At 54.4% G+C, this 23,810-nt stretch carries 21 protein-coding genes; 15 read left to right on the forward strand and 6 right to left on the reverse strand.

Annotated features, from left to right (window positions below):
• Positions 1–47 precede the first annotated feature (47 nt).
• A complete protein-coding gene (locus AC6I8T_RS09645; RefSeq protein WP_208725405.1) occupies positions 48–815 on the reverse strand; it encodes an SDR family oxidoreductase in 768 nt (255 codons plus the stop codon).
• Between the two features lie 286 nt (positions 816–1,101).
• Between AC6I8T_RS09645 and AC6I8T_RS09650 the strand changes: the two genes are divergently transcribed.
• The 3 genes from AC6I8T_RS09650 (at position 1,102) to AC6I8T_RS09660 (ending at position 3,912) form a co-directional block, all read left to right on the forward strand.
• A complete protein-coding gene (locus AC6I8T_RS09650) occupies positions 1,102–1,806 on the forward strand; it encodes a FadR/GntR family transcriptional regulator (RefSeq protein WP_021183334.1) in 705 nt (234 codons plus the stop codon).
• 95 nt (positions 1,807–1,901) lie between these two features.
• Positions 1,902–3,155: an enolase C-terminal domain-like protein gene (locus tag AC6I8T_RS09655; RefSeq protein WP_021183333.1), complete on the forward strand. Its 1,254-nt coding sequence runs from the start codon at positions 1,902–1,904 to the stop codon at positions 3,153–3,155.
• A 121-nt stretch (positions 3,156–3,276) separates the two neighbouring features.
• On the forward strand, positions 3,277–3,912 hold the full coding sequence (locus tag AC6I8T_RS09660; protein WP_208725406.1) for a DapH/DapD/GlmU-related protein: 636 nt from the start codon (positions 3,277–3,279) through the stop codon (positions 3,910–3,912).
• Between the two features lie 217 nt (positions 3,913–4,129).
• On the opposite strand, the gene AC6I8T_RS09665 is transcribed toward AC6I8T_RS09660, so the two are convergent.
• Positions 4,130–5,098: a GT-D fold domain-containing glycosyltransferase gene (locus AC6I8T_RS09665; RefSeq protein WP_208725407.1), complete on the reverse strand. Its 969-nt coding sequence runs from the start codon at positions 5,096–5,098 to the stop codon at positions 4,130–4,132.
• 652 nt (positions 5,099–5,750) lie between these two features.
• Here AC6I8T_RS09665 and AC6I8T_RS09670 point away from each other — a divergent pair.
• Positions 5,751–8,111 (forward strand): membrane-bound PQQ-dependent dehydrogenase, glucose/quinate/shikimate family, encoded by a 2,361-nt coding sequence (locus tag AC6I8T_RS09670; RefSeq protein ID WP_497833754.1) that lies wholly within the window; start codon positions 5,751–5,753, stop codon positions 8,109–8,111.
• A 128-nt stretch (positions 8,112–8,239) separates the two neighbouring features.
• Here AC6I8T_RS09670 and AC6I8T_RS09675 read toward each other — a convergent pair whose 3' ends face one another.
• A complete protein-coding gene (locus AC6I8T_RS09675) occupies positions 8,240–8,611 on the reverse strand; it encodes an AAA family ATPase (RefSeq protein WP_497833755.1) in 372 nt (123 codons plus the stop codon).
• Entirely contained in the window at positions 8,605–9,237 is a 633-nt protein-coding gene (locus AC6I8T_RS09680) for a LysE family translocator (RefSeq protein WP_208725409.1), read from the reverse strand. The genes AC6I8T_RS09675 and AC6I8T_RS09680 overlap by 7 nt, the downstream gene beginning before the upstream one ends.
• Positions 9,238–9,366: 129 nt before the next feature.
• On the opposite strand from AC6I8T_RS09680, the gene AC6I8T_RS09685 reads away from it, so the two are divergent.
• Positions 9,367–9,996 carry a glutamate racemase gene (locus AC6I8T_RS09685; RefSeq protein ID WP_497833756.1) on the forward strand — a complete coding sequence of 210 codons (630 nt, stop codon included), beginning with the start codon at positions 9,367–9,369 and terminating at the stop codon, positions 9,994–9,996.
• Positions 9,997–10,088: 92 nt separating this feature from the next.
• Here AC6I8T_RS09685 and AC6I8T_RS09690 read toward each other — a convergent pair whose 3' ends face one another.
• Complete coding sequence (locus AC6I8T_RS09690; protein ID WP_497833757.1) at positions 10,089–10,601, reverse strand: DUF6622 family protein; 513 nt, start codon at positions 10,599–10,601, stop codon at positions 10,089–10,091.
• Between the two features lie 278 nt (positions 10,602–10,879).
• On the opposite strand from AC6I8T_RS09690, the gene AC6I8T_RS09695 reads away from it, so the two are divergent.
• The 4 genes from AC6I8T_RS09695 to AC6I8T_RS09710 all read left to right on the forward strand — a co-directional run bounded on the left by AC6I8T_RS09695 (position 10,880) and on the right by AC6I8T_RS09710 (position 17,374).
• Positions 10,880–12,040: an efflux RND transporter periplasmic adaptor subunit gene (locus tag AC6I8T_RS09695; RefSeq protein ID WP_021183326.1), complete on the forward strand. Its 1,161-nt coding sequence runs from the start codon at positions 10,880–10,882 to the stop codon at positions 12,038–12,040.
• Positions 12,041–12,042: 2 nt separating this feature from the next.
• Complete coding sequence (locus AC6I8T_RS09700; protein ID WP_415174843.1) at positions 12,043–15,204, forward strand: efflux RND transporter permease subunit; 3,162 nt, start codon at positions 12,043–12,045, stop codon at positions 15,202–15,204.
• Between the two features lies 1 nt (position 15,205).
• Positions 15,206–16,633 (forward strand): efflux transporter outer membrane subunit, encoded by a 1,428-nt coding sequence (locus tag AC6I8T_RS09705; protein ID WP_497833758.1) that lies wholly within the window; start codon positions 15,206–15,208, stop codon positions 16,631–16,633.
• A 159-nt stretch (positions 16,634–16,792) separates the two neighbouring features.
• Positions 16,793–17,374, forward strand: coding sequence for a TetR/AcrR family transcriptional regulator (locus AC6I8T_RS09710; RefSeq protein WP_497833759.1), 582 nt, complete (start codon positions 16,793–16,795; stop codon positions 17,372–17,374).
• A 1-nt stretch (position 17,375) separates the two neighbouring features.
• On the opposite strand, the gene AC6I8T_RS09715 is transcribed toward AC6I8T_RS09710, so the two are convergent.
• Positions 17,376–17,951 carry a TetR/AcrR family transcriptional regulator gene (locus AC6I8T_RS09715; protein WP_021183322.1) on the reverse strand — a complete coding sequence of 192 codons (576 nt, stop codon included), beginning with the start codon at positions 17,949–17,951 and terminating at the stop codon, positions 17,376–17,378.
• Between the two features lie 166 nt (positions 17,952–18,117).
• Here AC6I8T_RS09715 and AC6I8T_RS09720 point away from each other — a divergent pair, with 166 nt between their 5' ends.
• From AC6I8T_RS09720 to AC6I8T_RS09745, 6 genes are all read left to right on the forward strand, one after another.
• Positions 18,118–18,822, forward strand: coding sequence for a pirin family protein (locus tag AC6I8T_RS09720; RefSeq protein WP_208725417.1), 705 nt, complete (start codon positions 18,118–18,120; stop codon positions 18,820–18,822).
• Between the two features lie 224 nt (positions 18,823–19,046).
• On the forward strand, positions 19,047–19,829 hold the full coding sequence (locus tag AC6I8T_RS09725; RefSeq protein WP_208725418.1) for an SDR family oxidoreductase: 783 nt from the start codon (positions 19,047–19,049) through the stop codon (positions 19,827–19,829).
• Positions 19,829–20,215 (forward strand): nuclear transport factor 2 family protein, encoded by a 387-nt coding sequence (locus tag AC6I8T_RS09730; RefSeq protein WP_208725419.1) that lies wholly within the window; start codon positions 19,829–19,831, stop codon positions 20,213–20,215. The genes AC6I8T_RS09725 and AC6I8T_RS09730 overlap by 1 nt, the downstream gene beginning before the upstream one ends.
• Entirely contained in the window at positions 20,212–21,063 is an 852-nt protein-coding gene (locus AC6I8T_RS09735; RefSeq protein ID WP_497833760.1) for a fumarylacetoacetate hydrolase family protein, read from the forward strand. Before AC6I8T_RS09730 ends, AC6I8T_RS09735 begins: the two co-directional genes overlap by 4 nt.
• Complete coding sequence (locus AC6I8T_RS09740) at positions 21,060–22,283, forward strand: DUF3500 domain-containing protein (RefSeq protein ID WP_497833761.1); 1,224 nt, start codon at positions 21,060–21,062, stop codon at positions 22,281–22,283. Before AC6I8T_RS09735 ends, AC6I8T_RS09740 begins: the two co-directional genes overlap by 4 nt.
• 185 nt (positions 22,284–22,468) lie before the next feature.
• The gene (locus AC6I8T_RS09745; RefSeq protein WP_208725422.1) at positions 22,469–23,803 is read left to right on the forward strand and encodes a hypothetical protein; all 1,335 of its coding nucleotides are present in this window, start codon (positions 22,469–22,471) and stop codon (positions 23,801–23,803) included.
• Positions 23,804–23,810 lie beyond the last annotated feature (7 nt).

The following is a 23,810-nucleotide window of genomic DNA, read 5'->3' on the forward strand; positions in this document are numbered from 1 at the left end:
TCAGCCTTTACCGTGAATGGTTTTTTATCGGTGAAGTGACGAGGGATTTATAAGGTGGCCAGCCAGCCGCCATCGACATAGATCATCTGGCCGTTGACGTAATTTGAGGCGTCAGAAGCCAGATAAACTGCGGTGCCAATCAGTTCTTCAGGTTTACCCCAGCGGCCGGAGGGGTTGCTGTTGCACACCCATTGATTGAACTCTGCGTTATCGACTAACGCTGCGTTCATATCGGTCAGGATGTAGCCCGGCCCGATGCCATTGGTCTGGATATTAAACGGCGCCCATTCGGCCGCCATCGATTTGGTCAGCAGTTTGATGCCGCCTTTGGCGGCGGTGTAGGGGGCCACCGTGGCGCGGGCAGCCTCACTGGTCAGCGAGCCGATATTGATGATTTTGCCGCCGCTGTTGCGTGCCACCATACGACGGGCCGCCGCGCGTGCCACCAGAAAGGCGCTGGTCAGATTGACGTCCAGCACGCGCTGCCAGTCAGCCAGCGCCAGTTCCAGCATCGGTTTGCGAAACTGGATCCCTGCGTTATTGATCACGATATCTACCGCGATCTGCTCGGCGTCCAGTCGGGCGAACACCGCTTCGATTTCGGCTTCATCCGCCACATTGAACAGGAACCCGTGTGCATCGCAGCCCTGGGCTTTGAGGCTTGCCAGTGCCTGCTGCATATGTTCTTCACGGGTGCCGTTCAGGATCACGCGAGCGCCAGCCTGAGCCAGTCCCTGCGCATAAGCCAGACCAAGTCCCCGCGTTGAACCGGTAATCAGCGCGGTTTTGCCGCTAAGGTTAAATAAGTTTTGCATAGCAATTTATCTCTTGATGTAACATGACTAACAAGTTGCATGGGGACGTTGTACGTGAAGCCGATATTGACAGCAATTACCAGGCGCAGTAATTGCCGGTCAGCTCACAGTTTTGCGCAGCGTTCTGCGCGGGGTACATTGAAGGTTTCTGTCTTAAATCAATGAATTTAATAGAATAATCATTCTATTCTGATGGCAGTTGTCGGACAGGGTGATCATTTTTCCCTTGTCAGGCGGAGTGTGAAGCGTTAAAACCTCAGACATGTAGGACAAGTGAGAATAACCGGTGAGCCTGGAAAGCGTCCAAAAGCATAATGTCGTCGATGTTATCTACGAACAGATGAAACAAAACATTCAGAACGGCGTCTGGGAATCAGGTTGCAAGCTGCCTTCGGAGGCGGAGTTAACCGCCACCTTCCAGGTGAGTCGCGTCAGTGTGCGCAGTGCGGTGCAGAAGCTGCGTGATCTGGGCGTGGTGGTGACACACCAGGGGAAGGGGACCTATGTCACCCGCGACCTGGCCCGCTACGACGCCTTCAGTGACAACGCGCCAATCCTGCATCTGTCGCAGGAAGAGTTCGATGATATGCGGGTGTTTCGCCAGACGGTCGAATTCCGTTGCATGGAGCTGGCGGTGCAGAACGCCACGGATGAAGATGTTCAGGCGCTGGAAAAGGCGCTGAACCGCATGCTGGTGAGTCGTGACGACTACAAAAAGTATTCGCTGGCGGATTATGATTTTCATCTGGCAATCGTCAAAGCCTCGCACAACAAGGTGTTTATTCACGTTATGGAATCCCTGAAAGGGATCTACGTGCATTACCTTGAGGAGTTGAACCGGGTGTTGGGCATCACCCTTGAAAGCGTGGAAGCGCATATCAAGGTGTTTATGGCGCTGAAAAACCGCGATGCGGCCCTGGCAACCGAGACGCTGAACAGCGCCATGACCCACAACGTCCATGCCATCGAGGACGTGCGCCACAATTGTTAACGAAAAGCCCCTATGCGCCGCTACGTCGGGTATCAGATCAGGGGCTTTTTTGACGCATAACATGTAGGACATCATACAGGATAAGCGAGGATTTCATGAGTGAACTGAAAATTACCGACGTCAAAACCATTCTTACCGCCCCAGGGGGGATTGATCTGGTGGTGGTAAAGATCGAAACCAGTGAACCGGGACTGTACGGCCTGGGCTGCGCCACCTTTACCCAGCGTATTTATGCGGTAGCGGCCGCGATTGAAAATTACATCAAACCCTTTTTAATCGGCAAAGATCCGGCGCGTATCGAAGACCTGTGGCAGTCGGCCGCTGTCAGCGGCTACTGGCGCAATGGCCCGGTAATGAACAATGCGCTCTCCGGTATGGACATGGCGTTGTGGGATATCAAAGGCAAACTCGCCAATCTGCCGGTGTATCAACTGTTAGGCGGCAAATGCCGGGATGGCATTGCGCTTTACCGGCACTGCGATGGGGCGGATGAAGTCGAAGTCGAGGACAATATCCGGGCACGGATGGAGGAAGGCTACCAGTATGTCCGTTGTCAGGTGGGGATGTATGGCGGCGCTGGCACCGATGATTTGCGCCTGATTGCCGGAAAGCTGGCGCGGGCGAAAAATATCCAGCCTAAAGTATCGCCGCGCAGCCAGACCCACGGCATCTATTTTGACCCTGACGCCTATGCGCGAGCCGTGCCGCGCTTGTTCGATCACCTGCGTAACAAGCTGGGATTTGGGGTGGAATTTATCCACGACGTGCACGAGCGCATCACGCCAATCGCCGCGATTCAGATGGCAAAATCACTGGAGCCGTATCAACTATTTTTCCTTGAAGACCCTGTTGCGCCAGAGAACATCGACTGGTTAAACAAACTGCGTGCGCAGAGCAGCACCCCGATAGCGATGGGGGAACTCTTTACCCAGATCAACGAATGGAAACCGCTGATCCAGCAGCAATTGATCGATTATATCCGCTGCCATGTCAGCACCATTGGTGGCATCACCCCAGCGAAGAAACTGGCCACGCTGGCGGAGTTGTACGGCGTACGTACCGCCTGGCATGGTCCGGGTGATATCTCACCGGTTGGCGTGGCGGCCAACCTGCATATCGATATGAGCATTACCAACCTGGGGATTCAGGAATATACGCCGGTCAATGAAGCGCTTCAGGCGGTGTTCCCCGGTTGCCCGGAAATTGACCGTGGATACGCCTATCTGAGTGAACGTCCGGGATTAGGGGTGGATATTGACGAGAAATTGGCGGCGAAATACCCGGTTTCCGGTGGTCTGCCGGAGTGGACCAATGCACGTTTACCGGACGGCACTGCCGCCCGGCCATAAAGGTTACGCCGGATGGTACTTTTGCCATCTGGCTGTCATCTTGCCCGGTTAGGTTGATGTCTCGTCGCTGCCCTGGCGCAGCTAAGTTATCCAGACATCTGACCACCACGGAGTTTTCGCTATGGCACTCGCTGCTGTGCAACCGGCTAAACTGCAACACACCGTCATCGATCCCAGCGTGCGTATGCGCGAGACTCACATTGGTCAGCAGTGTGAAATCCTCGCCCACAGCTATCTCGAATACAGCGAATTAGGCGACTTTTCTTATGTCGGTGAGCACTGCTGCATCGCAGACAGCCAGATAGGTCGCTTTACCGCTATCGCTAATCAGGTGCGCATTGGTGCGCCGAATCATCCAATGGATCGTGCTTCGCAGCATCGATTTACCTATTGTCCGGAGTACTACGACAGCCACGCGCAGCGTGACAGCACGTTTTTTGCCGAACGGCGTGCTGACCGGGTGATCATTGGGCACGACGTGTGGATCGGTCATGGGGTGATCGTACTGCCAGGTGTGACGGTAGGGGATGGCGCGGTGCTGGCGGCCGGGGCGGTGGTGAGCAAAGATGTCGCGGCTTACACCATTGTCGGTGGCGTCCCGGCCAGACCGATCCGTATGCGCTTTACCCCGGCGATCGCCGCACAGTTGCAGGCGATTGCCTGGTGGCACTGGCCGCTGGAGAAACTGATGGCACATCTCGGTGATTTTCAGTCCGGTGATATCGCCGCGTTTTGCCAGCGTCATCAGCATCGGTAGCGTATCTGATATCCACAGTGTGTCGTAGCGGCGCGATTTATCGCGCGGTTATAGCGATGCGCGATAAATCGCGCCGCTACGGCATGTGCATCAGGCGTCGTGTGGTTTCTTTCCGGTTATCTCAAGCAATCTCAAAAAAACCATTTTTTGAGATTGCTTGAGATAAAGAGACGTTGTCCCGGCGATATCCGTCGCAACATCCAGGCTGAGGGGCGTTTTACACTATCGGCTGACGTAGCGGTGAAGCGGTTGGCACCGCTTCCGGTGTCATTCCGACATGTTGCAGAATCTGGCTGCGATAGTGTTCATCGGGATCGATCACCTCATCACTTAACAATACGCCGACTTCATTAACGTTCTTGCCGGCCACTTGCACTTTGTCGCGTGCGGCGCTGCGCATCCACTCGTATTCGATATCAATATGTCCACTGTCGATGCAACGAATACCCTGCTGGCTGAGATCGTACGCCAGCACCGTGGCGGTGGGGCCAAGTGAAATCAGGACCATGTCAAAATAGCGACCATGAGCCAGTACGGCACTATATAACTCGTTGTAAACCGAAAAGGCGTTACGGTTAAGGGTGGTTATACGCTTGATTTCGCCCGCGCCAGCTAACAAATCATTTCCCATTCCCAAACGTGTGCCACTGCCTTCCACAATTAAAATCTTTTTGTCTTTGAATAATTGCTGGAACTTGGCAAAGATCACCGCAGATGATGTCTTGTCTTTATAATCGTGATAAGGCCGCGTCACCGAAGTATTACCGTAACAATATTTCTTACTTAATAATGGCTCATAGCGTAAAAAACAAAACGCTTTATGGAAAAACCAGAACAAGGCAGAGCCAAAACGCATATGTCGCGTGCTGCGAAAGGCGTCCGGCAAACACAATAAACAACTGGGATTATGATTCACACCCCGGCGCAAAATCTCTTTTAAACGGATTGAAAGCCGCTCATCAAATGCCTGAAAACCAATGTTTTTAAACAACGTCATCTCCAGTTCACCGTCACCGTAGCGGCTGATTGAGAGGTGATCGTTGTTCAGTAGCAAGTCAATGGTCTGCTCCGGTGACAACACTTTATATTGTCTGACGCGGGCACTGGCTCGGGGATATTTTAACGCAGCATGGGTGAGCTTAAAGGGGAAACGTAATTTGCGATAAAGTGAATTGGCACTGATCATCGTTAACCTTCTTGTTATAAGCAGACTTACTCCAGAACGGTCGCGTGACTTATATCACACCCCCCTGATATTTTTAGGCTGAGAAAACTCTCAAAATAACCACCCTGTGCAATGACTTATCATTATTAAATAATGTGAAAATGCCGAATTAATTAAAAGCTGAATAAAATTGGCGAGATAGATATGAGCGAGGGAAGTCGTTATGGGAATAATCGCACCAGACAAAAACTAACCAATTAAAGTAATTCATTTAATGCACAGTTATGTACGGTCCCGTAGCGGCGCGATTTATCGCGCGTGTTTAAATAATCCTGAAAACTGCGCGATAAATCGCGCCGCTACGAATTTGGTTAGGCGATTAATCATACGGTTAACCTGTTATGGTGATTTACTGCTCATCGCATGAACAAAAGATGCTATTTATCCTCACTAATGATTAATTCTCCCCACCAATAATGAAACGTGATTTCAATCACGGATTGATGTGCTCTACGGCAGTCTCAAATCAGCTGCGCTAAATTGATAAACATTGCTTATGATACGTTTGGACATGTGGTTTAGCATTTCCTTAACGTTAGTTAAAATTATGTTGAACATCTGTAGGTTTCTTTTAAGAAAATTTAAGTGCTTTTGCAAAGCTTGAGGGATAAGCATGGTTAACAAACTCACCAGTATCGTACTGGCGATACTGGGCATCGCGCTGCTCTACATGGGCGGTAAGTTGTTGATGCTGGGAGGAAGTGCATTCTATGCACTGATGGCGGTTGGGTTACTGATTACCGCCATTTTATTGTTTAAACAACAACGTAGTGCCCTGGTGCTGTATGCGGTGCTGATGTGGATTACGCTGGTGTGGATTATCTGGGAAGTGGGCTTTGATAAGTGGCAATGGATTCCCCGTGGTGATGTTTTTGGGGTTATCGGCCTGTGGCTGGCAATGCCGTGGGTGGTGAAACCGCTGTATCAGGGGCAACGCCGTTTTCATCCGCTGCTGGGTGGTACGGTGAGCGTAATGATTGTGCTGGTGATCGGGCTGTGCTTCTACGATCCCCTGCCGCAGGCAGGCACCATCAGTAATGAACGCGCGCAGGCTGGCGAGCAGGGCGCGAAAGACGACTGGACCGCCTACGGTGGCACAACGGATGGTCTGCGTTTCTCGGGACTGAATCAGATCACCAAAGATAACGTCAAAAACCTTGAAGTGGCCTGGACTTATCACACTGGCGATCTGCGTCAGGGTGATGACGCCAGTGAATACACCTTTGAAGCAACGCCGCTGAAAGCCAACGGCATGCTTTATTTCTGTACGCCGCACAATGAAGTCCATGCGCTCGACCCGGAAACCGGTGCGGTGAAGTGGAAATATACGCCAGCCAAAGATCGCTCGTATTTGCAGCAGCACCAGACCTGCCGTGGCGTCAGTTATTACCAGCAGACGCCAGTGGCGACGGAGAGCACAGCTGCCAATCCGGCTATCTGCCGTAAGCGCATTTTCAATGCCACCACCGATGCGCAGCTGATTGCGCTGGATGCGGACACCGGCAAACTCTGCGCTGACTTTGGCAACAACGGTGTGGTGGATCTGCACAGCAACATGGGCGAAGTCCGTCCACATGCGCTGATGCAAACCGCCGCACCACTGGTGGCAGGCAATCTGGTGATTGTTGGCGGTTCGGTGATGGACAACGGCTTCAACAGCGGCAACCCGTCGGGTGTGATCCGTGCCTATGATGTGCTGACTGGCCGTCTGGTGTGGAACTTCGACCCGGCTAACCCGGATAACACCCAGCCGGTCGCGGCGGATAAAACCTATCCGCAGGATACTCCGGTTGCCTGGGGCACGCTGAGCGCCGATCTGAAAAATGGCCTGGTCTATGTGCCGTTTGGCAACGCCTCGCCGGATGAAGTGGGTATCGAACGTGATGCGAACAGCAACACGGAGAAGTTCCGCGATGCGCTGGTGGCGCTGGATCTGCACACCGGTGCCTTCAAATGGCGTTATCAGAGTTCTAACCACGACCTGTGGGACCGCGATAATCCGTCACAGCCGTCGCTGGTGGATATCGATTATCAGGGGAATCGTCAGCCGGTCGTCATTCTGCCGACCAAAACCGGCAACCTGTTTGTGCTGAACCGCCTCACCGGCCAGCCGGTCTATCCGGTGAATCAGGTGAAGGTCTCCACCGAGGGTGGTGTAGCAGGTGAGAAATTTGCCGCCACACAACCGGTCTCCAGCCTGAACTTTATTCCGCAGCCGTTGACGGAAAAATCGATGTGGGGCATTACGCCGTTTGACCAGATGTCATGCCGTATCGACTTCCGTACCCTGCGTTACGATGGCAATCCGTGGACTCCGGCGACGGAGAAAGGCTCGCTGATCTTCCCTGGCAATATTGGGGTGTTCAACTGGGGTTCGGTGGCGGTCGATCCACAGCGTCAGCTACTGATTGCGGCACCGGTGCGTCTGGCTTACAAATATACCCTGATTAAGCGTACCCCGCAGACGGCCACCGAACGCATGTTCACCAAAGATGGTCAGCCATACTGGAATGAAAACTTCCACGGTGATTACGCTATCCATATCCAGCAGTTGGCTTCCGATCTCGGCATTCCGTGCATCGCGCCACCGTGGGGCCGGATGGTGGGTGTGGATCTGAAGACCGGCAAAACCGAATGGTTGCGTCGCGTCGGTACCACCAAAAACCTTAACACCAGCTTCCTGCCGGGGCGTTTCCCGCTTGGTTTCCCGATGGGGATGGTGGCACATGGTGGTCCGCTGGTGACGGCGGGCGATCTGGTGTTCCACGGCGCTACGGCAGATAACTTCTTCCGTGCCTACGACAGCACCACCGGCGAACTGCTGTGGCAGACCGAGCTGAGTGCTGGCGCACAAGCCACACCCTCCACCTTTATGGGTAAAGATGGTAAGCAGTATGTGGTGATTGCGGCGGGCGGTCACGGTTCACTTGGCACCAAACAAGGTGACAGCGTGGTGGCATTCCGCCTGAAGTAAGCCGAAGAATATGCCTTGTCGCAACACGGACGGGGCATTTTTACCCGTAGCGGCGCGATTTATCGCGCATTTTGACCGCAATATCAAAAACAAAGACGCGCGATAAATCGCGCCGCTACGGTCAGGGGTTAGCGTGTTAACCCCCACGCCTGATAACAAGCCTGCAATTCAGCCGCGGAAGAGGGCAACAGTTTTGGCTGCTGCCACGAAGCGAACATCTCACGATTACGCGGTTGCTTACTGCGCGTATATAACAACAGGTAGCGAAACATCTCCCAGTTGGGTTCAGCGACTGCCGCCTGATGCAGTTGCAGAAACTCGGCTTCACTACGTGCCTGCCAGTGGGTATTGGGCAGATGATAAAGCTGGTCGAGATGGACTAACGGTAACGAGGTTTTTTGCGCAATGGCGTGTGCCAGCGTGGATTTGCCGCTGTTCGACGGGCCAAGAATACAGATGCGCGGGCCGAGTTCGGCCAGAGAAAGTGCGGGCATTACCATGACAGCCCCATCAGTTTTAGCAGCAACTGGGCAAAGTTGTGCATGGCGAAAATCACCAGCACCGCGCCGCCGATGACGTTAATAAAGAAACCCATTTTCTGAATGTTGATCAGTTTGGCCGAGGTCAGCAGGGCGAAGCACACCAGCACCAGCCACAGGCTCATAATCAGGATATGCACGGTCGCCAGCAGCAAAAAATGCGCGAATGCGCTTTGTTTACCGGCAAACTGTGACACCACGGTGAGGTAGAGCATCACCGCTTTGGGATTCAGCACATTTGCCAGCCAGGCTTCTTTCATCGTCGTCTGGCGCGGGCGTGCGGATAGGTAGGGTGAGGCGACATTGCGGCCTCGTTTGATCAATTGCACCCCCAGCCAGAACAGATAAAGGCTACCGGCGAAACTCAGCAGGGTAAAAACGCGGGGAGAATGCAGTAGCAGGGCGCTGATACCGGAACCAATCAGCAGCGCGTGGGTATAAATGCCTAACGCAGTACCAACAATGATTGCCGCCAGACCACGACTGCCTGCCGACAGGGTGTTGTTGATCGCCAGGGTGAAACTGGCCCCCGGTGACAAAGCGACCGGCAGGATGGCGATAATAAAGGCAATAAGGTTCAGGTCCATGATGCTACGCGTGTCAGCGATAACCTACTGATGGCAATGTGAAATAATTCTGATGAAATTTCGTGACTAATGCAACGCAGCTAAGCAGGATAGTGAGCGACATCGCTGATTACGCCAAAAGGATTTCCTATGGCCATTGCCTGCTTACACACCGCCGCCAGTAATATCGCCATCTTTGATCAGGCTGCCGCCAGCCTGGGTATCGCACCGACCACCATAAGCCATCTGGTGATGCCACATCTGTTGGCGGAAGCTGAATTGAGTGGCGGCATGACCAGCCAGCAACAGGCGCAGATCACGGCGCTGCTGCACAGCCTGACGCCGTGGTTTGATGCCATTCTGATCACCTGTTCGACGTTGGGGCCGGTCGCGGATGGTTTTCACAATGCAGCAAATGACTGTCAGGTTTATCGTACCGATCGCATGCTGGCTGATGAAGTCCATCGTCGCGGCGGTAAATCGCTGGTGCTCTGTGCCGCAGAATCCACGCTGGCGGCAACCACCGCGCTGTTCTGTCCATCAACGCTGGCAGGATTGCCACCGGAAGTGCGCCTGATCCCCGATGCCTGGGCGACCTTCAAAGCAGGGGATCAACAGGGCTATCGTCGACTGATTAAAGACGCCGTCAATCAGGCCCGTCAGCAAGGCGCTGACCATGTGGCGCTGGCCCAGGTTTCGATGGCGGTGGCGGCGCAGGACTTCACGGAGGAACAACGCCCGTTGACCAGCCCGTTGCTGGCGTTGCAGCGTTTCGCGTAATAAATATCCCTGTAGCGGCGCGATTTATCGCGCATTTTAACCGCAACGTCAAAATCAAAGGCGCGCGATCAATCGCGCCGCTACGGAATGTGCTAAGCCGGCTTTATGCGTGATCGATACCACGGGATAAACGCGACCAGCATATTTCCCCAGAATACGCCGGCTGTTAATCCGCTAATTAAACCATGCGCTAAATTAAAGGTTAACGAATCAATCAGCGCCGGTTGTAAAATCACGGATACCGAAAGCACGTATTTGGCAATAAATGCCACCACCATAAAAATAAGTGGTAGCACCGAGCCGGGACGAATTATCGTCCCTGGCTGACTACTTTGCGTGGTGGGTCGATTCCGGCGTCCGAGCATTGCCCCCAGCAGGCCACCTGATAACAGGCCCGCGAGCATCACCCCCAGTGCAGCCAGCGTCCAGTGGGTTTCTGTAAACACGCCGTGAATCGCCCACAGCAGGAACAACACGGGAATCAGGAATAATTTACCCACCGGAACCTCACGCGTTTTAAGGGCTTTGATACCGCGTGACAGAAGATAAATAAACAGAATCCACACCCAAACTGGCGTGTGTTGAATAATGGCTATTACCAGCATAATTTTCTCTCATTCGTCATCAGGTCATAAAATAGCGCTCGCCAATAAGCGCGTATTATTCACAATAAACTGGACCATTAATCATTGAGGGGAGGGCGAACTATTTTCGATGATGTATATCAATGTAGAGCATGATAGCTATTCAACAACCCCAACCGCATAAATCCTGCACAGCTCGTGTGGTTATAAAATTCCCGCTTTTTCGCTTTGCTTACATACGCCTCGCTGCCTGTTTGTTAAACTCCCCGCCGAGAATGAACGTTCACTATAGGATTACCATGATGGTTTTTCAGCGGTATGTTATTGCAGGTCTGGCATTTTTGATTGTCGCCTGTGACCAGAGTGCAGAGAACAAACCCGGGACAATGGTCACGGAAGTTGGCGTGAAAACGTTGCAAACAGAACCGGTTACCTTAACCAGTCAACTGACTGGACGCGTTACCGGTACGATGACATCGGATGTGCGTCCCCAGGTGGGCGGTATTATCCAGAAGCGTCTGTTTACGGAAGGTGATGAGGTTAAAGCCGGTCAGGTTCTCTATCAGATCGACCCCGCCAGTTATCAGGCCAGTTATGATGAAGCGGTCGGACAATTGAAAAACGCCGTCGCCGTGGTCAAAAGCAGCAAACTGAAAGCTGAACGCTATGCGGCACTGGTCAAGGAAAACGGCGTTTCCCGTCAGGATGCTGACGATGCCGAGGCCACCTACCAGCAAAATCTCGCCTCGGTAACGCAATACAAAGCGGCGGTTGAGAGCGCACGCATCAACCTCAATTACACGCAAATCAAAGCGCCCATCAGTGGCCGCATTGGTATTTCATCCGTCACGCCGGGCGCGCTGGTGACGTCCGAGCAAACCACGGCGCTGGCGACCATTCGTGCGTTGGATCCGATCTATGTCGATCTCACCCAGTCCAGCGTGCAGTTGCTGAAGTTGAAACGCCAGCAGGCGTCTTTGCATCAGAACAGTGATGAGGTCCCGGTGAGCGTGCAACTGGAAGACGGTTCAACCTATGATCACACCGGTAAACTGGAGCTGACGGAAGTTTCGGTGGATGAATCAACCGGTACCGTCACGTTGCGCGCCATTTTCCCTAACCCGGACCACCAGTTGTTGCCTGGCATGTACGTACGCGCCACCGTCAGCAACGGGGTGAAAAATGATGCGCTGCTGGCGCCGCAGCAGGGCATCACCCGTGATGCGAAAGGCAACGCCACCGCGCTGGTGGTGGATAAAGACAACAAAGTTGCCAGCCGTGAAGTGGTGACCGATCGCGTGATTGGCAACAAATGGCTGATCGACAGCGGTTTGCAAAGCGGCGACAAATTGATCGTTGAAGGCACCGGTAAAGTACAACCGGGGCAGACCGTGAAAGCGGTCGAAACGGGCACCACCACCCCGACTGATGCCAGCGCGAACACCAGCGGAGGGAACTGATTATGTTGGCTCAGTTCTTTATCCGACGGCCTGTGTTTGCCTGGGTGATCGCCATCTGCATCATGATGTTCGGTATCCTCAGCATCAAAAACCTGCCGATTGCGCAATATCCTGATGTGGCACCGCCGCAAATCAGTATCCAGGCCACCTACACCGGTGCATCCGCAGAAACGCTGGAAAGTAGCGTGACTCAGGTGATTGAGCAGCAGTTGACCGGTCTGGATGGTTTGCTCTACTTCTCTTCCACCAGTACCGCTTCAACCGGCCAGGTCAAAATCACCGTTACCTTTGAGCAGGGCACCGATCCTGATATCGCCCAGGTCCAGGTGCAGAATAAAGTGCAGCAGGCGGAAAGCCGTTTGCCGGACGCCGTGACCCAACAGGGTGTGACGGTCGAGAAGGCACAGAGTGACTTCCTGTTGATCATGGCGTTGTACGACAAAAACAACAAAGCCACCTCTTCGGACGTTGCCGACTACCTCGTCAGTAACATGGAAGATACGCTGGCGCGTCTGCCGGGCGTGGGTAGCGTGCAGGTGTTCGGTGCAGAATACGCGATGCGTATCTGGCTCGATCCGGCCAAACTGGCGTCCTATTCACTGATGCCTTCGGATGTGGAAACCGCGCTGGAAGCGCAAAACACCCAGGTGTCTTCGGGGCAGATCGGCGCACAACCGGCGAGCAAAGAGCAACAACTGGTCGCCACCGTGCGTTCTCGTTCCCGTCTGCAAACGCCGGAACAGTTCCGCAATATCGTGTTAAAAAGCCAGACCGACGGTTCAGTGGTGCATCTGAGTGATGTCGCGCGCGTGGAAATGGGCGATGACGACTACAGCGCCAACGTGCTGGCTAACGGCCATCCGGCATCGGGTATCGCGATTCAACTGGCGTCGGGAGCCAATGCGCTCTCCACGGCGGAGAACGTGAAAAATACCGTGAATGAGTTCCGCTCCAGCCTGCCGAGTGGTTATGACATCGCCTATCCGCTCGACAGTACCGACTTCGTTAAAATCTCCATCGAGGAAGTGGTCAAAACGCTGGTGGAAGCCATCATCCTCGTGGTAATCGTGATGTTTGTGTTCCTGCAAAACATCCGCACTACCTTGATCCCGGCGATTGCCGTGCCGGTGGTGCTGCTGGGTACCTTTGGGGTGCTGGCGGTATTTAACTACTCGATCAACACCCTGACGATGTTTGGTGTGGTGCTCGCCATCGGGCTCTTGGTGGATGACGCCATCGTGGTGGTGGAAAACGTTGAGCGTGTGATGCGCGAAGAACGACTGCCGCCGCGAGAAGCCACCGAGAAATCGATGAAGGAAATTACCGGGGCGCTGATTGGTATCGCGCTGGTGCTGTCAGCGGTCTTCCTGCCGATGACCTTCTTCAGCGGTTCCACCGGGGTGATTTACCGTCAGTTCTCCATCACCATCGTCTCCTCAATGGTGCTGTCGGTGGTGGTGGCATTGACGCTGACGCCAGCGCTGTGCGCCACCTTACTGAAACCGCACGATCATGAAAGCGGCCAGAAAGGTTTCTTTGGCTGGTTCAACCGCAGCTACGAAAAAATTCAGGCGCGTTATCACGAGAAAGTCGGGCATGTGATCCACAGCTCGGTGCGTTATTTGCTGCTGTATGCGGTGCTACTGATTGGCTGTGCCTTTATGTATCTGCGTCTGCCCACCGGCTTCCTGCCGACCGAAGACCAGGGTTACATCATGGTGCAGTACACGCTGGCACCGGGTGCCACTGAAAACCGCACCAGCGAAGTACGCCGCCAGATCCAGCAATACTTCGCCACCAAAGAGAAGGATAACGTCAACGTCAGCATGCTGGTGAACGGTTTCAGCTTTGCCGGTAGCGGGCAGAATGCGGGGATTGGCTTTATCTCATTGAAAAACTGGAGCGATCGTAAAGGGACGGAAAACACCGCTGACGCGATTGCCGGTCGCGCCATGATGAATCTGTCCGGCATCCGTGATGCGCAGGTGTTTGTGCTGTCACCACCGTCGATTTCCGGTCTGGGCCAGTCGAACGGCTTTACCTTCGAGTTACAGGCGCGCGGCAATACCAGTCGCGACGAGTTACTCAAGCTGCGTAACCAGTTAATCGCCTCCGCCAATCAGGATCCGGTGCTGAGTAGCGTGCGTGCCAATACCTTGCCGGATCTGCCGCAGTTGCAGGTGGATATCGACGATGAAAAAGCCCAGTCGCTGGGTCTGTCGGTCAGCAATATCAACAGTACCCTCAGTGCGGCGATTGGCGGGACTTATGTCAATGACTTCACCGATCGTGGCAGGGTGAAAAAGGTCTACATGCAGGGTGACGAGGATTTCCGCAGCAAACCGGAAGATATCAATAAATGGTTTGTCGCCGGCACCGACAGCGACGGTGACACCACGATGGTGCCATTCTCGTCGTTCTCCTCTTCGCACTGGACCTATGGCCCGGATGTCCTGTCGCGCTACAACGGTCTGTCGTCCTATGAGATCCAGGGTTCATCCGCCTCGGGTAAAAGTTCGGGGGATGCCATGACGGCGATGGAAAAACTGGCAAGTAAACTGCCAGCAGGCACCACCTATGCCTGGAGCGGGCTGTCCTACCAGGAACGCTTGTCCGGCAACCAGGCGATGTCGCTGTACGCCATTTCGCTGATTGTGGTGTTCCTGTGTCTGGCGGCGTTGTATGAAAGCTGGTCAGTACCGTTCTCGGTAATGATGGTGGTGCCGCTCGGGGTCTTTGGTGCGCTGCTGGGGGTTACGCTGCGTGGACTGGAAAACGATGTCTATTTCCAGGTGGCGCTGCTCACCATCATCGGCCTGTCGGCGAAGAACGCCATTCTGATCGTCGAATTTGCTGAGGAGAATTACCGCAAAGGGGAAAACCTGGTGAAAGCTGCGGTCCATGCTGCCTCGATGCGCTTGCGTCCGATCATTATGACCTCGCTGGCGTTTACCGCCGGGGTCCTGCCGCTGGCAATATCCACCGGTGCAGGGGCGAATAGCCGTATCGCCATCGGTACGGGCATCATTGGCGGGACGATTTCCGCCACGCTGCTCGCGATTTTCTTAGTCCCGCTGTTCTTTGTGCTGGTCCGTCGTGTGTTCCCAGGCCTGCCGCATAGTCATGCGAGCCACACTGAATCTGCTGAGAAGACGGGGGAATAACATGTCAGCAAAACTTTTGGTGGTGTTTTTACCCTGTTTTCTCGCGGGTTGTATGTCGCTGGACCCGGACTATCAACGTCCGGCGTCACCGGTTGCCAACACCACGCCAAACGGGGATGCCTATAAATCGTTACAGGGTGCGCAGGCGGCTAACTACCGCGATATTGGCTGGCAGGAATATATTCTTGACCCCCAACTGCGTCAGGTGGTGACGATGGCGCTGGATAGCAGTCGCGATCTGCGGGAAGCGGTCGCCAGCGTAAAATCCGCCCATGCGCAATATGGCGAGGAACGCGCCGATCTGTTCCCGAGCCTGAGTGCCGGGGTGAGCGGTACGCGTTCACGCGCCCTGACCGGTGAAGGTAATCAAACCGCGATCAGCAATTCTTACAGCGCGGAAGGGAGTGTCAGTTCGTTCGAGCTGGATCTGTTTGGTAAAAACCAGAGTCTGACGCGTGAGCAGTATGAAACGTATCTCAGCACGCTGGAGGGCGCACGCAGCACGCGCCTGACGGTGCTGTACAATACGGTGGATTACTGGTTAACGCTGGCGGCGGATCGCAGCAATCTGGCCATCGCCAAAGAGACAGCCGAGAGTGCGCGGCAGTCGATGGAAGTGACGCGTAAGCAGATGGAGCACGGCACCGCTTCAATGGTGGATGTCTCCTCGGCGGAAACCACTTACCAGTCAGCAATGGCGGATGTTGCCAGCTACACCACCAGCGTGGCGCAGGACAAAAACGCGCTGGATTTGGTGGTAGGACGCAGCGTACCGGATAACCTGTTACCCGCGAATATCGATGCGCTGGGCCAGGCGTTCCGCGACGTCCCCGCCGGGATCTCTTCCGATGCGTTGCTGAACCGCCCGGATGTGCTGGAAGCGGAGCATAACCTGAAGTCAGCCAATGCCAGCATTGGCGCGGCGCGGGCGAATTTCTTCCCGACCATCTCCCTGACCGCCAGCGGCGGTGTCGGCAGTTCGGATCTCTCGTCACTGTTCAAAAACGGTGCCGGGATCTGGTCCTTCGCGCCGAGCATTTCACTGCCGATCTTTAAAGGCGGCTACAACGTGTCGTACCTGAAATACACCAAAGCGCAGAAGGAATACTACGTGGCGGCGTATGAAAAAACGGTGCAAACTGCCTTTCAGGAAGTGGCGGATGCGCTGGCCCGACGCGGCACCATCAATGATCAGTTGACCAGCCAGCGTAATAACGTGGCGGCATCGCAGACCTATTACCATCTGGCCGACCTGCGTTATCGCAACGGGGTGGATACTTACCTGAATGCACTGACCGCGCAGCGCACGCTGTATAGCGCGCGTACCAGCCTGGTCAGCACGCAGCAGGCGTATTACCTGAACCTGATCACCTTCTACAAGGTGATGGGTGGCGGTACAGCGTTGAAAGAATCTGAACTGAAGTTGTAAAACATGCCGTGGGCCAATTTGGTATCGGCCCACGGTAAAATGTAAGCGGATTTTTGTCACGGCTATCGGCAAAAATCCGCGTACTGTACTATGTCGCGCTCTTAAATACGTAGCGGCGCGATTTATCGCGCAGGTTATTTTTTGAATAAGGAATTAAATTTGACCAGGCCAGAGCAGCAAGACTTTTTGCACCAGCGTAAACAGCTGATTATTGCTGCGGCGAAAGTCTGTTTCAGTCGTTCTGGTTTTCATGGTGCCAGTATGGCGGATATGAGCGCTGAAAGTGGTTTGGGTGCCGGGCAAATCTATCGTTATTTTAGTAGCAAAGAATTATTGGTGAGCGAAACGGTAAAAGTGATCGTTGAAGAGTGGCGAACTTTTCTGGAAAAGAAACTCAGCCAGCAGCCCGAGGTGGCGGATATTATCGCCAGAGATTCTGCGTTCTGGCGTGAGTGGTCGATAAAAGACCAGTGTTTATTACTGGAGGTCTATTCTGAAGCCTCACGTAATGCCGCCGTGCGAGATATTCTTGCGCAGCAGGAGCAACAACTTATTTCTGCTCTTGAGCCGGTTTTTCAACAGCAAAATCCACAAATCAGTGCGGAGCAGCGTTTTAACCAGATCCATTTTTTGTTGTTACTGATTGATGGCGTAGCCTGTCGCACTTTTGTCGATAATGATTTGAATCAGCCCGAGTTGTTGCGACTCAGCACTATCCTCAATCAGCATTTGTTACCGTAATTCATTGTTGGGCAACGTTATTATTGACATCGCTGATGATACCATCAAAAAATGGCACAAAGGCGGGTGCAATTTCGCGTTGTTTCATACAGCGGCGAATAATAATGCCATCAATGATTAATGAGAGCACATATAAACGCGTATGAATAACGCTGGCGTCTTTACCCGGATACAACGCCTGTTCTTTATTAATAAAATTCTCTCTGAGGCTTTTCCATGCATCGGTCATGATTTGCATAATGCGTGGGTTACGCATGGCTTCAGACGATATCTCCATCAATAACACAATATCGTTTTCGACTTCGTGGGGCACCAGACCCGCAGAGAACAGTGGTAAACGTGCCTCACCACCCGATTTGGCAATCTGCTCCAAATCATCATTAAGCAAATCTTTCAGCCGTTGGGTGATAGTGAATACCAGCGCCTCAATAATCGACTCTTTATTGGTGAAATATTTATAAATCAGGCCAACGCTAATATTTGCCTGGCTGGCAATATTCTGGATTGATGTCTGATAAAAGCCTTTTAATCTCATGCACTGTTCAGCAGCGTCAAGGATCTGTTCTTTACGGTTCATGATGACGGGCCTGAGGGAAATAAAAGCGTATTTTACGCAACTTATTCCGCGCTGGCTAATCATCTATTGTCAAAAATTTTGACTTAAGCCAGCAAATCACCCCACTGGTGTCTGTTTCTTCCTTCTCTATGATGGCGGTATCAAACTGACTTAAGGGAGAACGACCATGAATCTGTTACGTGCACAGCGCGATCAGCTGTTTGAGTATGGCCCTTTCACCATCCGCCGTCAGCGTCCGGGCGAGGCATTTGGTCCACTGGCGATCATCGACCAGATGACGCTGAAAACCGGGGCGCAGGTGCCGATGCACCGCCATCAAAACGATGAGATTTTCACTTACGTCTGGCGCGGTTCTTCTCAGCACCAGCATGAAAATGGGGAGCGCACGCCGCTCAACGCCAAACGCGTGATGGTGGTCAGTGCCGGTGAGGGGCTGCGCCACGAAGAATCCGCGCCGCTGATCGAAACCGAAATGTTGCAGGCTTACATTCGCCCGGCGCAGGAAGGTGGTGAGGGACGGGTGCAGCACTTCACCCGTACCGAGGGCGCTGCGGTAAATGCCTGGACGTTGCTCGCGGGGCCTGAAGGCAGTGATGCACCGCTGGCCTTGCGCCAGGCGATCTATGTGTATGACCTCAAACTGGAACGCGACCAGCAACTGGCGATTCCGCAGCGCGCAGGTTTCGCCGTCTGGGTGACGCTGCTTGACGGTGTCGTGCGGGTCGGCGATCAGCGCTTGCATAAAGGTGATGCCATCAGTGATGCCGTTTCCCTGCCCGAGATTCAGGGGGAGCGTGATGCCACGGTGATTGCTTTTCTGGTAAAGGCCGATGCCCCAGCCGTGACCAGCGGCACCGTCAGCGGACAATAAGAAAACCGTAAGGGCGCGATAAATCGCGCCCTTACGGATCTTTGCTAACCGACAAACCCGCGCAGCGAGAATCCTTCTCATTTTCACATCTCGTTAACGATCCGTGACCCGCCTCTGAGTTTTGCCGCGTAGAGCCGTGCAATATTCTGACATATCGTAATACTAGATATATCTAATTATTCGATATCGCACACTCATCAACGCGGAGTTTTCCGGGAGCAATCATGGATCTGGGCATTGGTAACAAACTCGCTTTTATCTGTGCGTCGTCGCAGGGGCTGGGGCTGGCGTGCGCGCAGGCGCTGGCAGCGGAAGGGGTACATGTCACCCTGAACGGACGCAACGAAGCCAAATTGCAGCAGGCCGCGCAGCGCCTGCGCGAGCAAAACCCGACGGCGCAGGTCAGCTATATCTGCGCGGATTTAACCAGTGCCACCGGGCGCGATACTATCCTTTCGGCCTTACCGCAGATCGACATTCTGGTGACCAACAATGCCGGGCCACAGCCCGGTGCGCTGGCAGACTGGCAAGCCGCAGCGCTGCGTGAGGCGATGGAAGCCAATTTTATTCCTGCCATTCAGCTCATCCGCGCCTGGTTACCGGCCATGCAGGCCCGGCGTTTTGGTCGCATCATCAACATCACCTCCGCTATGGTTAAAACCCCGCATTACATGATGGGGCTGTCCACCTCGGCCCGCGCAGCGCTGACGGCAATGTGTAAAGCCATCAGCCAGGAAGTGGTGCGTGACAACGTCACCATTAATAACCTGTTGCCGGAGCGAATCGATACCCCGCGCCAGGAATTTATGCTGCAACGTTTAATCGCCAAAGAAGGCATCAGTCGCGAACAGGCGCGGGAGCGCAATGTGCAATCCATCGCCGCCCGGCGGTATGGCACGCCGGAAGAATTCGGCGCGGCTTGCGCGTTTCTGTGCAGCCAGCAGGCCGGGTTTATTTCGGGGCAGAACTTGCAACTGGATGGCGGTTCCTATCCGGGGTTGATCTGATGAACATCCCCCACGCGCAATTACTTGAGTTTGAACAACAGCGCCAGCAGGCGTTAATTCACGCCGATTTGCCGCGTCTGGCCAGCATGTTGGCGGAAGACCTGGTGCATATCCACAGCACGGGCATGGTGCACAACAAAGCGCAATTTCTGGCACATGTGCAACGTATGGGCGGGTTCATCGCGATTCAGCGGGACACGCCCGCCATCCGCGTGGAGGGTGATATCGCCATCCTCACCGGTCACACGCGCAACCGGGTGCGGCTGCTGGAAACGGGAGAAGAGGCGGAGCGCTACGGTTTCTCGACGCTGGTGCTACGGCGCACACCTTCCGGCTGGCAAATTTTGCTCTCGCAGTTAACTCCTACAGCAAAGGAAAAAGCATGAAACTGGTACGTTTTACCGAACAGGGCCGCACGCGTATTGGCAAGGTGGTGGATGATCAGGTGATTGACCTCTCCGGAGTACCTGGCGTCACCGTCTCAATGCGCCAATTGTTGACCAGCCTGGCAACGCTGCGCCCGCGACTGGAAGCGGTGCATAGCCCGGCGTATGCGTTAGCGACAGTACAACTCGAAGCGCCGATCCAGGACGCGCAGAAGTTCCTTGGCATTGGCATGAACTACCGTAAACACGCTGAAGAGGCGCGTCAGGCGGGGATCCCCATCCCGGAAAGCCAGTTGTGGTTTAACAAGCAAGTCTCCTGCATCAACGGTCCTTTCTCCCCGGTCGTGAAGCCCGCAGCCAGCGAGAAAATGGATTACGAGATCGAGTTAGGCGTGGTGATTGGCAAACGCTGTCGCCATGTCAGCGCCAGCGACGCCGCCAGCGTGATTGCCGGTTATCTGATCGTCAATGATGTCTCGGCACGCGACTGGCTGCATAAATCACCGACCTTTACGTTGGGTAAATCCTTCGACACCCACGGTCCGATTGGTCCGTGGATCACCACCGCCGATGAGATCCCTGACCCGTTGCGGCTGGAGATGAAGTTGTTCGTCAACGGTGAACTCCGCCAGCACGCCGACAGCGGTGACATGATTTACGACATCTACGCGCAGATTGCATACCTGTCGACGGTGATGACGCTGGAACCGGGCGACATCCTGGCGACCGGAACGCCTTCCGGCATTGGTGCGCCAACCGGACGCTTCTTACAACCCGGCGATGTAATGCGGCTGGAGATTGAAGGCCTTGGTCATATCGAGAATCCGGTGGTTGAGGAACGCATATGACCAGCCAAAATTTTCGCGATTATTTAATGCCCAATGATGCCGAGCGCATCGGCCTGGCGCGCGGGGTGGATCTGCATACCTACGGCGCGCGCATGTTGGCAACCGAGAAAGCGCAGAAACTCAAAGCCCACTGGCAGGCGATGCTGGATGAAACCTTCCGCGGCATTACCCCCAATGGCGAGGTGCAGTCCGGTCTGTTCAGCTTGCAAGATGAGGGGTTTGCCGTGGAAGAGGCGGTGAGGGCAGCGCAGGCGCTTTTTGCCAGCCTCGATAGCGCCCGACAGCAGCAGGTGAGTTACGCCATCGATGCGCCACAGTGGCGCGTCTGGTACAACCCGGAAATCCCGTTTAACGATTACGGTGTCAGGCTGGATGAAACCTCGGCGGTGACCCACGAAGCCTTCTGGTCGCTGCTACGGAGTTGTACCAGCGCGGCGGGTTTTAGCCGGGTGCAACAGGTGATGGATGCCAACCATTTTCTCGGTGAACTGTACGATCTCACCCACATTATGAACCGCTGGAGCTTCCATTTTTTGCTGTTCGGTTCACCTTCCGCTACCCAGCCGTGGGGCTGGTCGATTTACGGTCATCATGTGGCGTTTTGCTGTTTTATCGTCGGGCGGCAACTGGTGATTGCCCCGACCTTTTTCGGCGTTGAACCCAATGTTATCGAACGGGGGGATGCCAACGATTGCGTGTTGTTCCGCGACGAGGAGCAACTCGGTCTGGCCTTGATGCAGTCGCTCAGCGCCCGGCAGCAACATCGCGCCACGATCTATCAGTTAATGGAAGATCCCGCCATGCCGGCCGATCGCTTTAACTTTGCCGATCAGCGTCACCTTGGCGGTGCATTTCAGGACAATCGGGTGATCCCGCTGGAGGGCGTCTGCGTGGCGGAATTTACGCCCGCGCAGCGTCAACAAGTGATGGCGCTGGTAGCGGTGTTCCTGGCTTTCCTGCCCGACGGACCGCGCGCTGCGCGCCTGCAACAGATTGAGGCCCAGCTCGATAACACCTGGTGGAGCTGGATTGGCGGTTGTGGTGATGACGATGTGTTCTATTACCGGCTGCAAAGCCCGGTGGTGATGCTGGAGTTTGATCATCACAGCGGCATGTGGCTGACCAATGAAGAACCGGCGCGTTTCCATATTCATACCATTACCCGCATTCCCAACGGGAACGACTACGGCAAAGTGTTGTTGTCGCAGTTGCAGCAGTAAACCCAGGCGCAACGCCTGAATTCCTGTCGTACCGGGTGACGTCGTTCTGCCCGGGTAACCCACAGTGCCAGTTGACCGTTCCCGTCAGGGATTTCGGGCGGCTTCGCTGTGCCCCACGCGCGAGAAATCGCGCCGTAATTGAAATCGCGCGATAAACCGCGCCGCTACAATGAGGTTATCAGGCAATGGATGTTCATAAAAAAGCCAAAATTGCTGCATTAACCGTAGTGCCTCTGGCGTTGTTCTGCGGTACTTGCTTTGCGGAGGCTTCACCTGCAACGGACTCCGATAGCGTTAACGACTGGCTCACACAAGGCAATATCTCTGGCGAGCTAAAAACCATGACCTTTTTTAAAGAGTTCAGCGGCACCCAGGTTAACAAACGCACCAGCTCGGTGGGCGGAGATATTCAATATCGCAGCCCACAAATCGGCGGTTTTAGCGCCGGGGTGGGCGTGTACGGGGCGTATAACCTCGGGCTGAATCCTTCCGACCCGGAACGTACCGAAATCTATCTGCCGTCGGAAAACACCACGGTGCTGGGTAAAGCCTTCCTGCGTTATCAGGGCTATGGCTTTGATTTGCAGGGAGGACGTTTAGGTCTGGATACGCCGTTTGCCAATGAAGGGGAAGGCTGGACCATGATCCCGGCGCTGTATCAGGGATTCGGCGGCAGTTATGCGTTGGATGATAAGGGCGACCTGAAACTCAACGCCTGGCGCATCTACCGCTTCAAACCGGAAAGTTCCGACCAGTTCGGCAAAGGGGATGCCGGTAACCCGGAAATCGAGGACACCAGCATGCCGTCGGTGGACAGCGACGGTTTCACCACGGTGGGGCTGCGCTACGGTCAGCAGTGGAATACGGTGGCGGAAGCCTGGTACTACAACTTCGATAAACGCGCTCAGCTGGGCTACGGTGGCGTCCAGCTACCGGTTTCGGCGTTGAAATTCGGCAACTGGACACCGTACTGGGGCGCGCAGTATCTGCATGAATGGGATGCCAGCGACCAGGCGTATCCTTATCACAATATCGATACCGATCTTTATTCCGGGCGTATCGGCATGAAAACCCGCAATCATGATCTGTATTTCGCCGCGACGTATGTGCCACGCAAAGATGATGCCTTCCTTAACGGTGGCTTCTTCGCGCCTTATAGCTACGGTATTTACGACCATACCCCGCTCGAAAGTGGTCAGCCGTTGGTGTCGATGGTCACCACCAACCAGCCGGGCAAGGCCTTTGCCTTACGCTACGCGTACCATGATGAAAAGTATCTCGGGGTGTTTGGCGTGACGCGTCTGGAACTGGAGGATTCCAGCGGGATCTACTATCCGCTACCGGCGGAGAACATCAATGCCGCCTTTATGATCCTCGGCTATAACGTCACGCCGCGTCTGCATCTGGAATTCGAGTTTGACTACGTCCATTCACCGAATGAGGTGACGGGTAACTACCATGCGGAACGTCTGCGTCTGGTATATCGCTTTGGCGCGAAAATGGCAGATGATGATTATTAATCAGGAG

The organism is Pantoea sp. X-Soil-OKNW-556, from assembly GCF_059730695.1.

Excerpts from the sequence above, each read along its gene's own strand:
- AC6I8T_RS09645 (WP_208725405.1), bottom strand. The coding sequence starts at position 815 with ATGCAAAACTTATTTAACCTTAGCGGCAAAACCGCGCTGATTACCGGT.
- AC6I8T_RS09655 (WP_021183333.1), top strand. The coding sequence starts at position 1,902 with ATGAGTGAACTGAAAATTACCGACGTCAAAACCATTCTTACCGCCCCA.
- AC6I8T_RS09660 (WP_208725406.1), top strand. The coding sequence starts at position 3,277 with ATGGCACTCGCTGCTGTGCAACCGGCTAAACTGCAACACACCGTCATC.
- AC6I8T_RS09665 (WP_208725407.1), bottom strand. The coding sequence starts at position 5,098 with ATGATCAGTGCCAATTCACTTTATCGCAAATTACGTTTCCCCTTTAAG.
- AC6I8T_RS09670 (WP_497833754.1), top strand. The coding sequence starts at position 5,751 with ATGGTTAACAAACTCACCAGTATCGTACTGGCGATACTGGGCATCGCG.
- AC6I8T_RS09675 (WP_497833755.1), bottom strand. The coding sequence starts at position 8,611 with ATGGTAATGCCCGCACTTTCTCTGGCCGAACTCGGCCCGCGCATCTGT.
- AC6I8T_RS09680 (WP_208725409.1), bottom strand. The coding sequence starts at position 9,237 with ATGGACCTGAACCTTATTGCCTTTATTATCGCCATCCTGCCGGTCGCT.
- AC6I8T_RS09685 (WP_497833756.1), top strand. The coding sequence starts at position 9,367 with ATGGCCATTGCCTGCTTACACACCGCCGCCAGTAATATCGCCATCTTT.
- AC6I8T_RS09690 (WP_497833757.1), bottom strand. The coding sequence starts at position 10,601 with ATGCTGGTAATAGCCATTATTCAACACACGCCAGTTTGGGTGTGGATT.
- AC6I8T_RS09695 (WP_021183326.1), top strand. The coding sequence starts at position 10,880 with ATGATGGTTTTTCAGCGGTATGTTATTGCAGGTCTGGCATTTTTGATT.
- AC6I8T_RS09700 (WP_415174843.1), top strand. The coding sequence starts at position 12,043 with ATGTTGGCTCAGTTCTTTATCCGACGGCCTGTGTTTGCCTGGGTGATC.
- AC6I8T_RS09705 (WP_497833758.1), top strand. The coding sequence starts at position 15,206 with ATGTCAGCAAAACTTTTGGTGGTGTTTTTACCCTGTTTTCTCGCGGGT.
- AC6I8T_RS09715 (WP_021183322.1), bottom strand. The coding sequence starts at position 17,951 with ATGAACCGTAAAGAACAGATCCTTGACGCTGCTGAACAGTGCATGAGA.
- AC6I8T_RS09720 (WP_208725417.1), top strand. The coding sequence starts at position 18,118 with ATGAATCTGTTACGTGCACAGCGCGATCAGCTGTTTGAGTATGGCCCT.
- AC6I8T_RS09725 (WP_208725418.1), top strand. The coding sequence starts at position 19,047 with ATGGATCTGGGCATTGGTAACAAACTCGCTTTTATCTGTGCGTCGTCG.
- AC6I8T_RS09730 (WP_208725419.1), top strand. The coding sequence starts at position 19,829 with ATGAACATCCCCCACGCGCAATTACTTGAGTTTGAACAACAGCGCCAG.
- AC6I8T_RS09735 (WP_497833760.1), top strand. The coding sequence starts at position 20,212 with ATGAAACTGGTACGTTTTACCGAACAGGGCCGCACGCGTATTGGCAAG.
- AC6I8T_RS09740 (WP_497833761.1), top strand. The coding sequence starts at position 21,060 with ATGACCAGCCAAAATTTTCGCGATTATTTAATGCCCAATGATGCCGAG.
- AC6I8T_RS09745 (WP_208725422.1), top strand. The coding sequence starts at position 22,469 with ATGGATGTTCATAAAAAAGCCAAAATTGCTGCATTAACCGTAGTGCCT.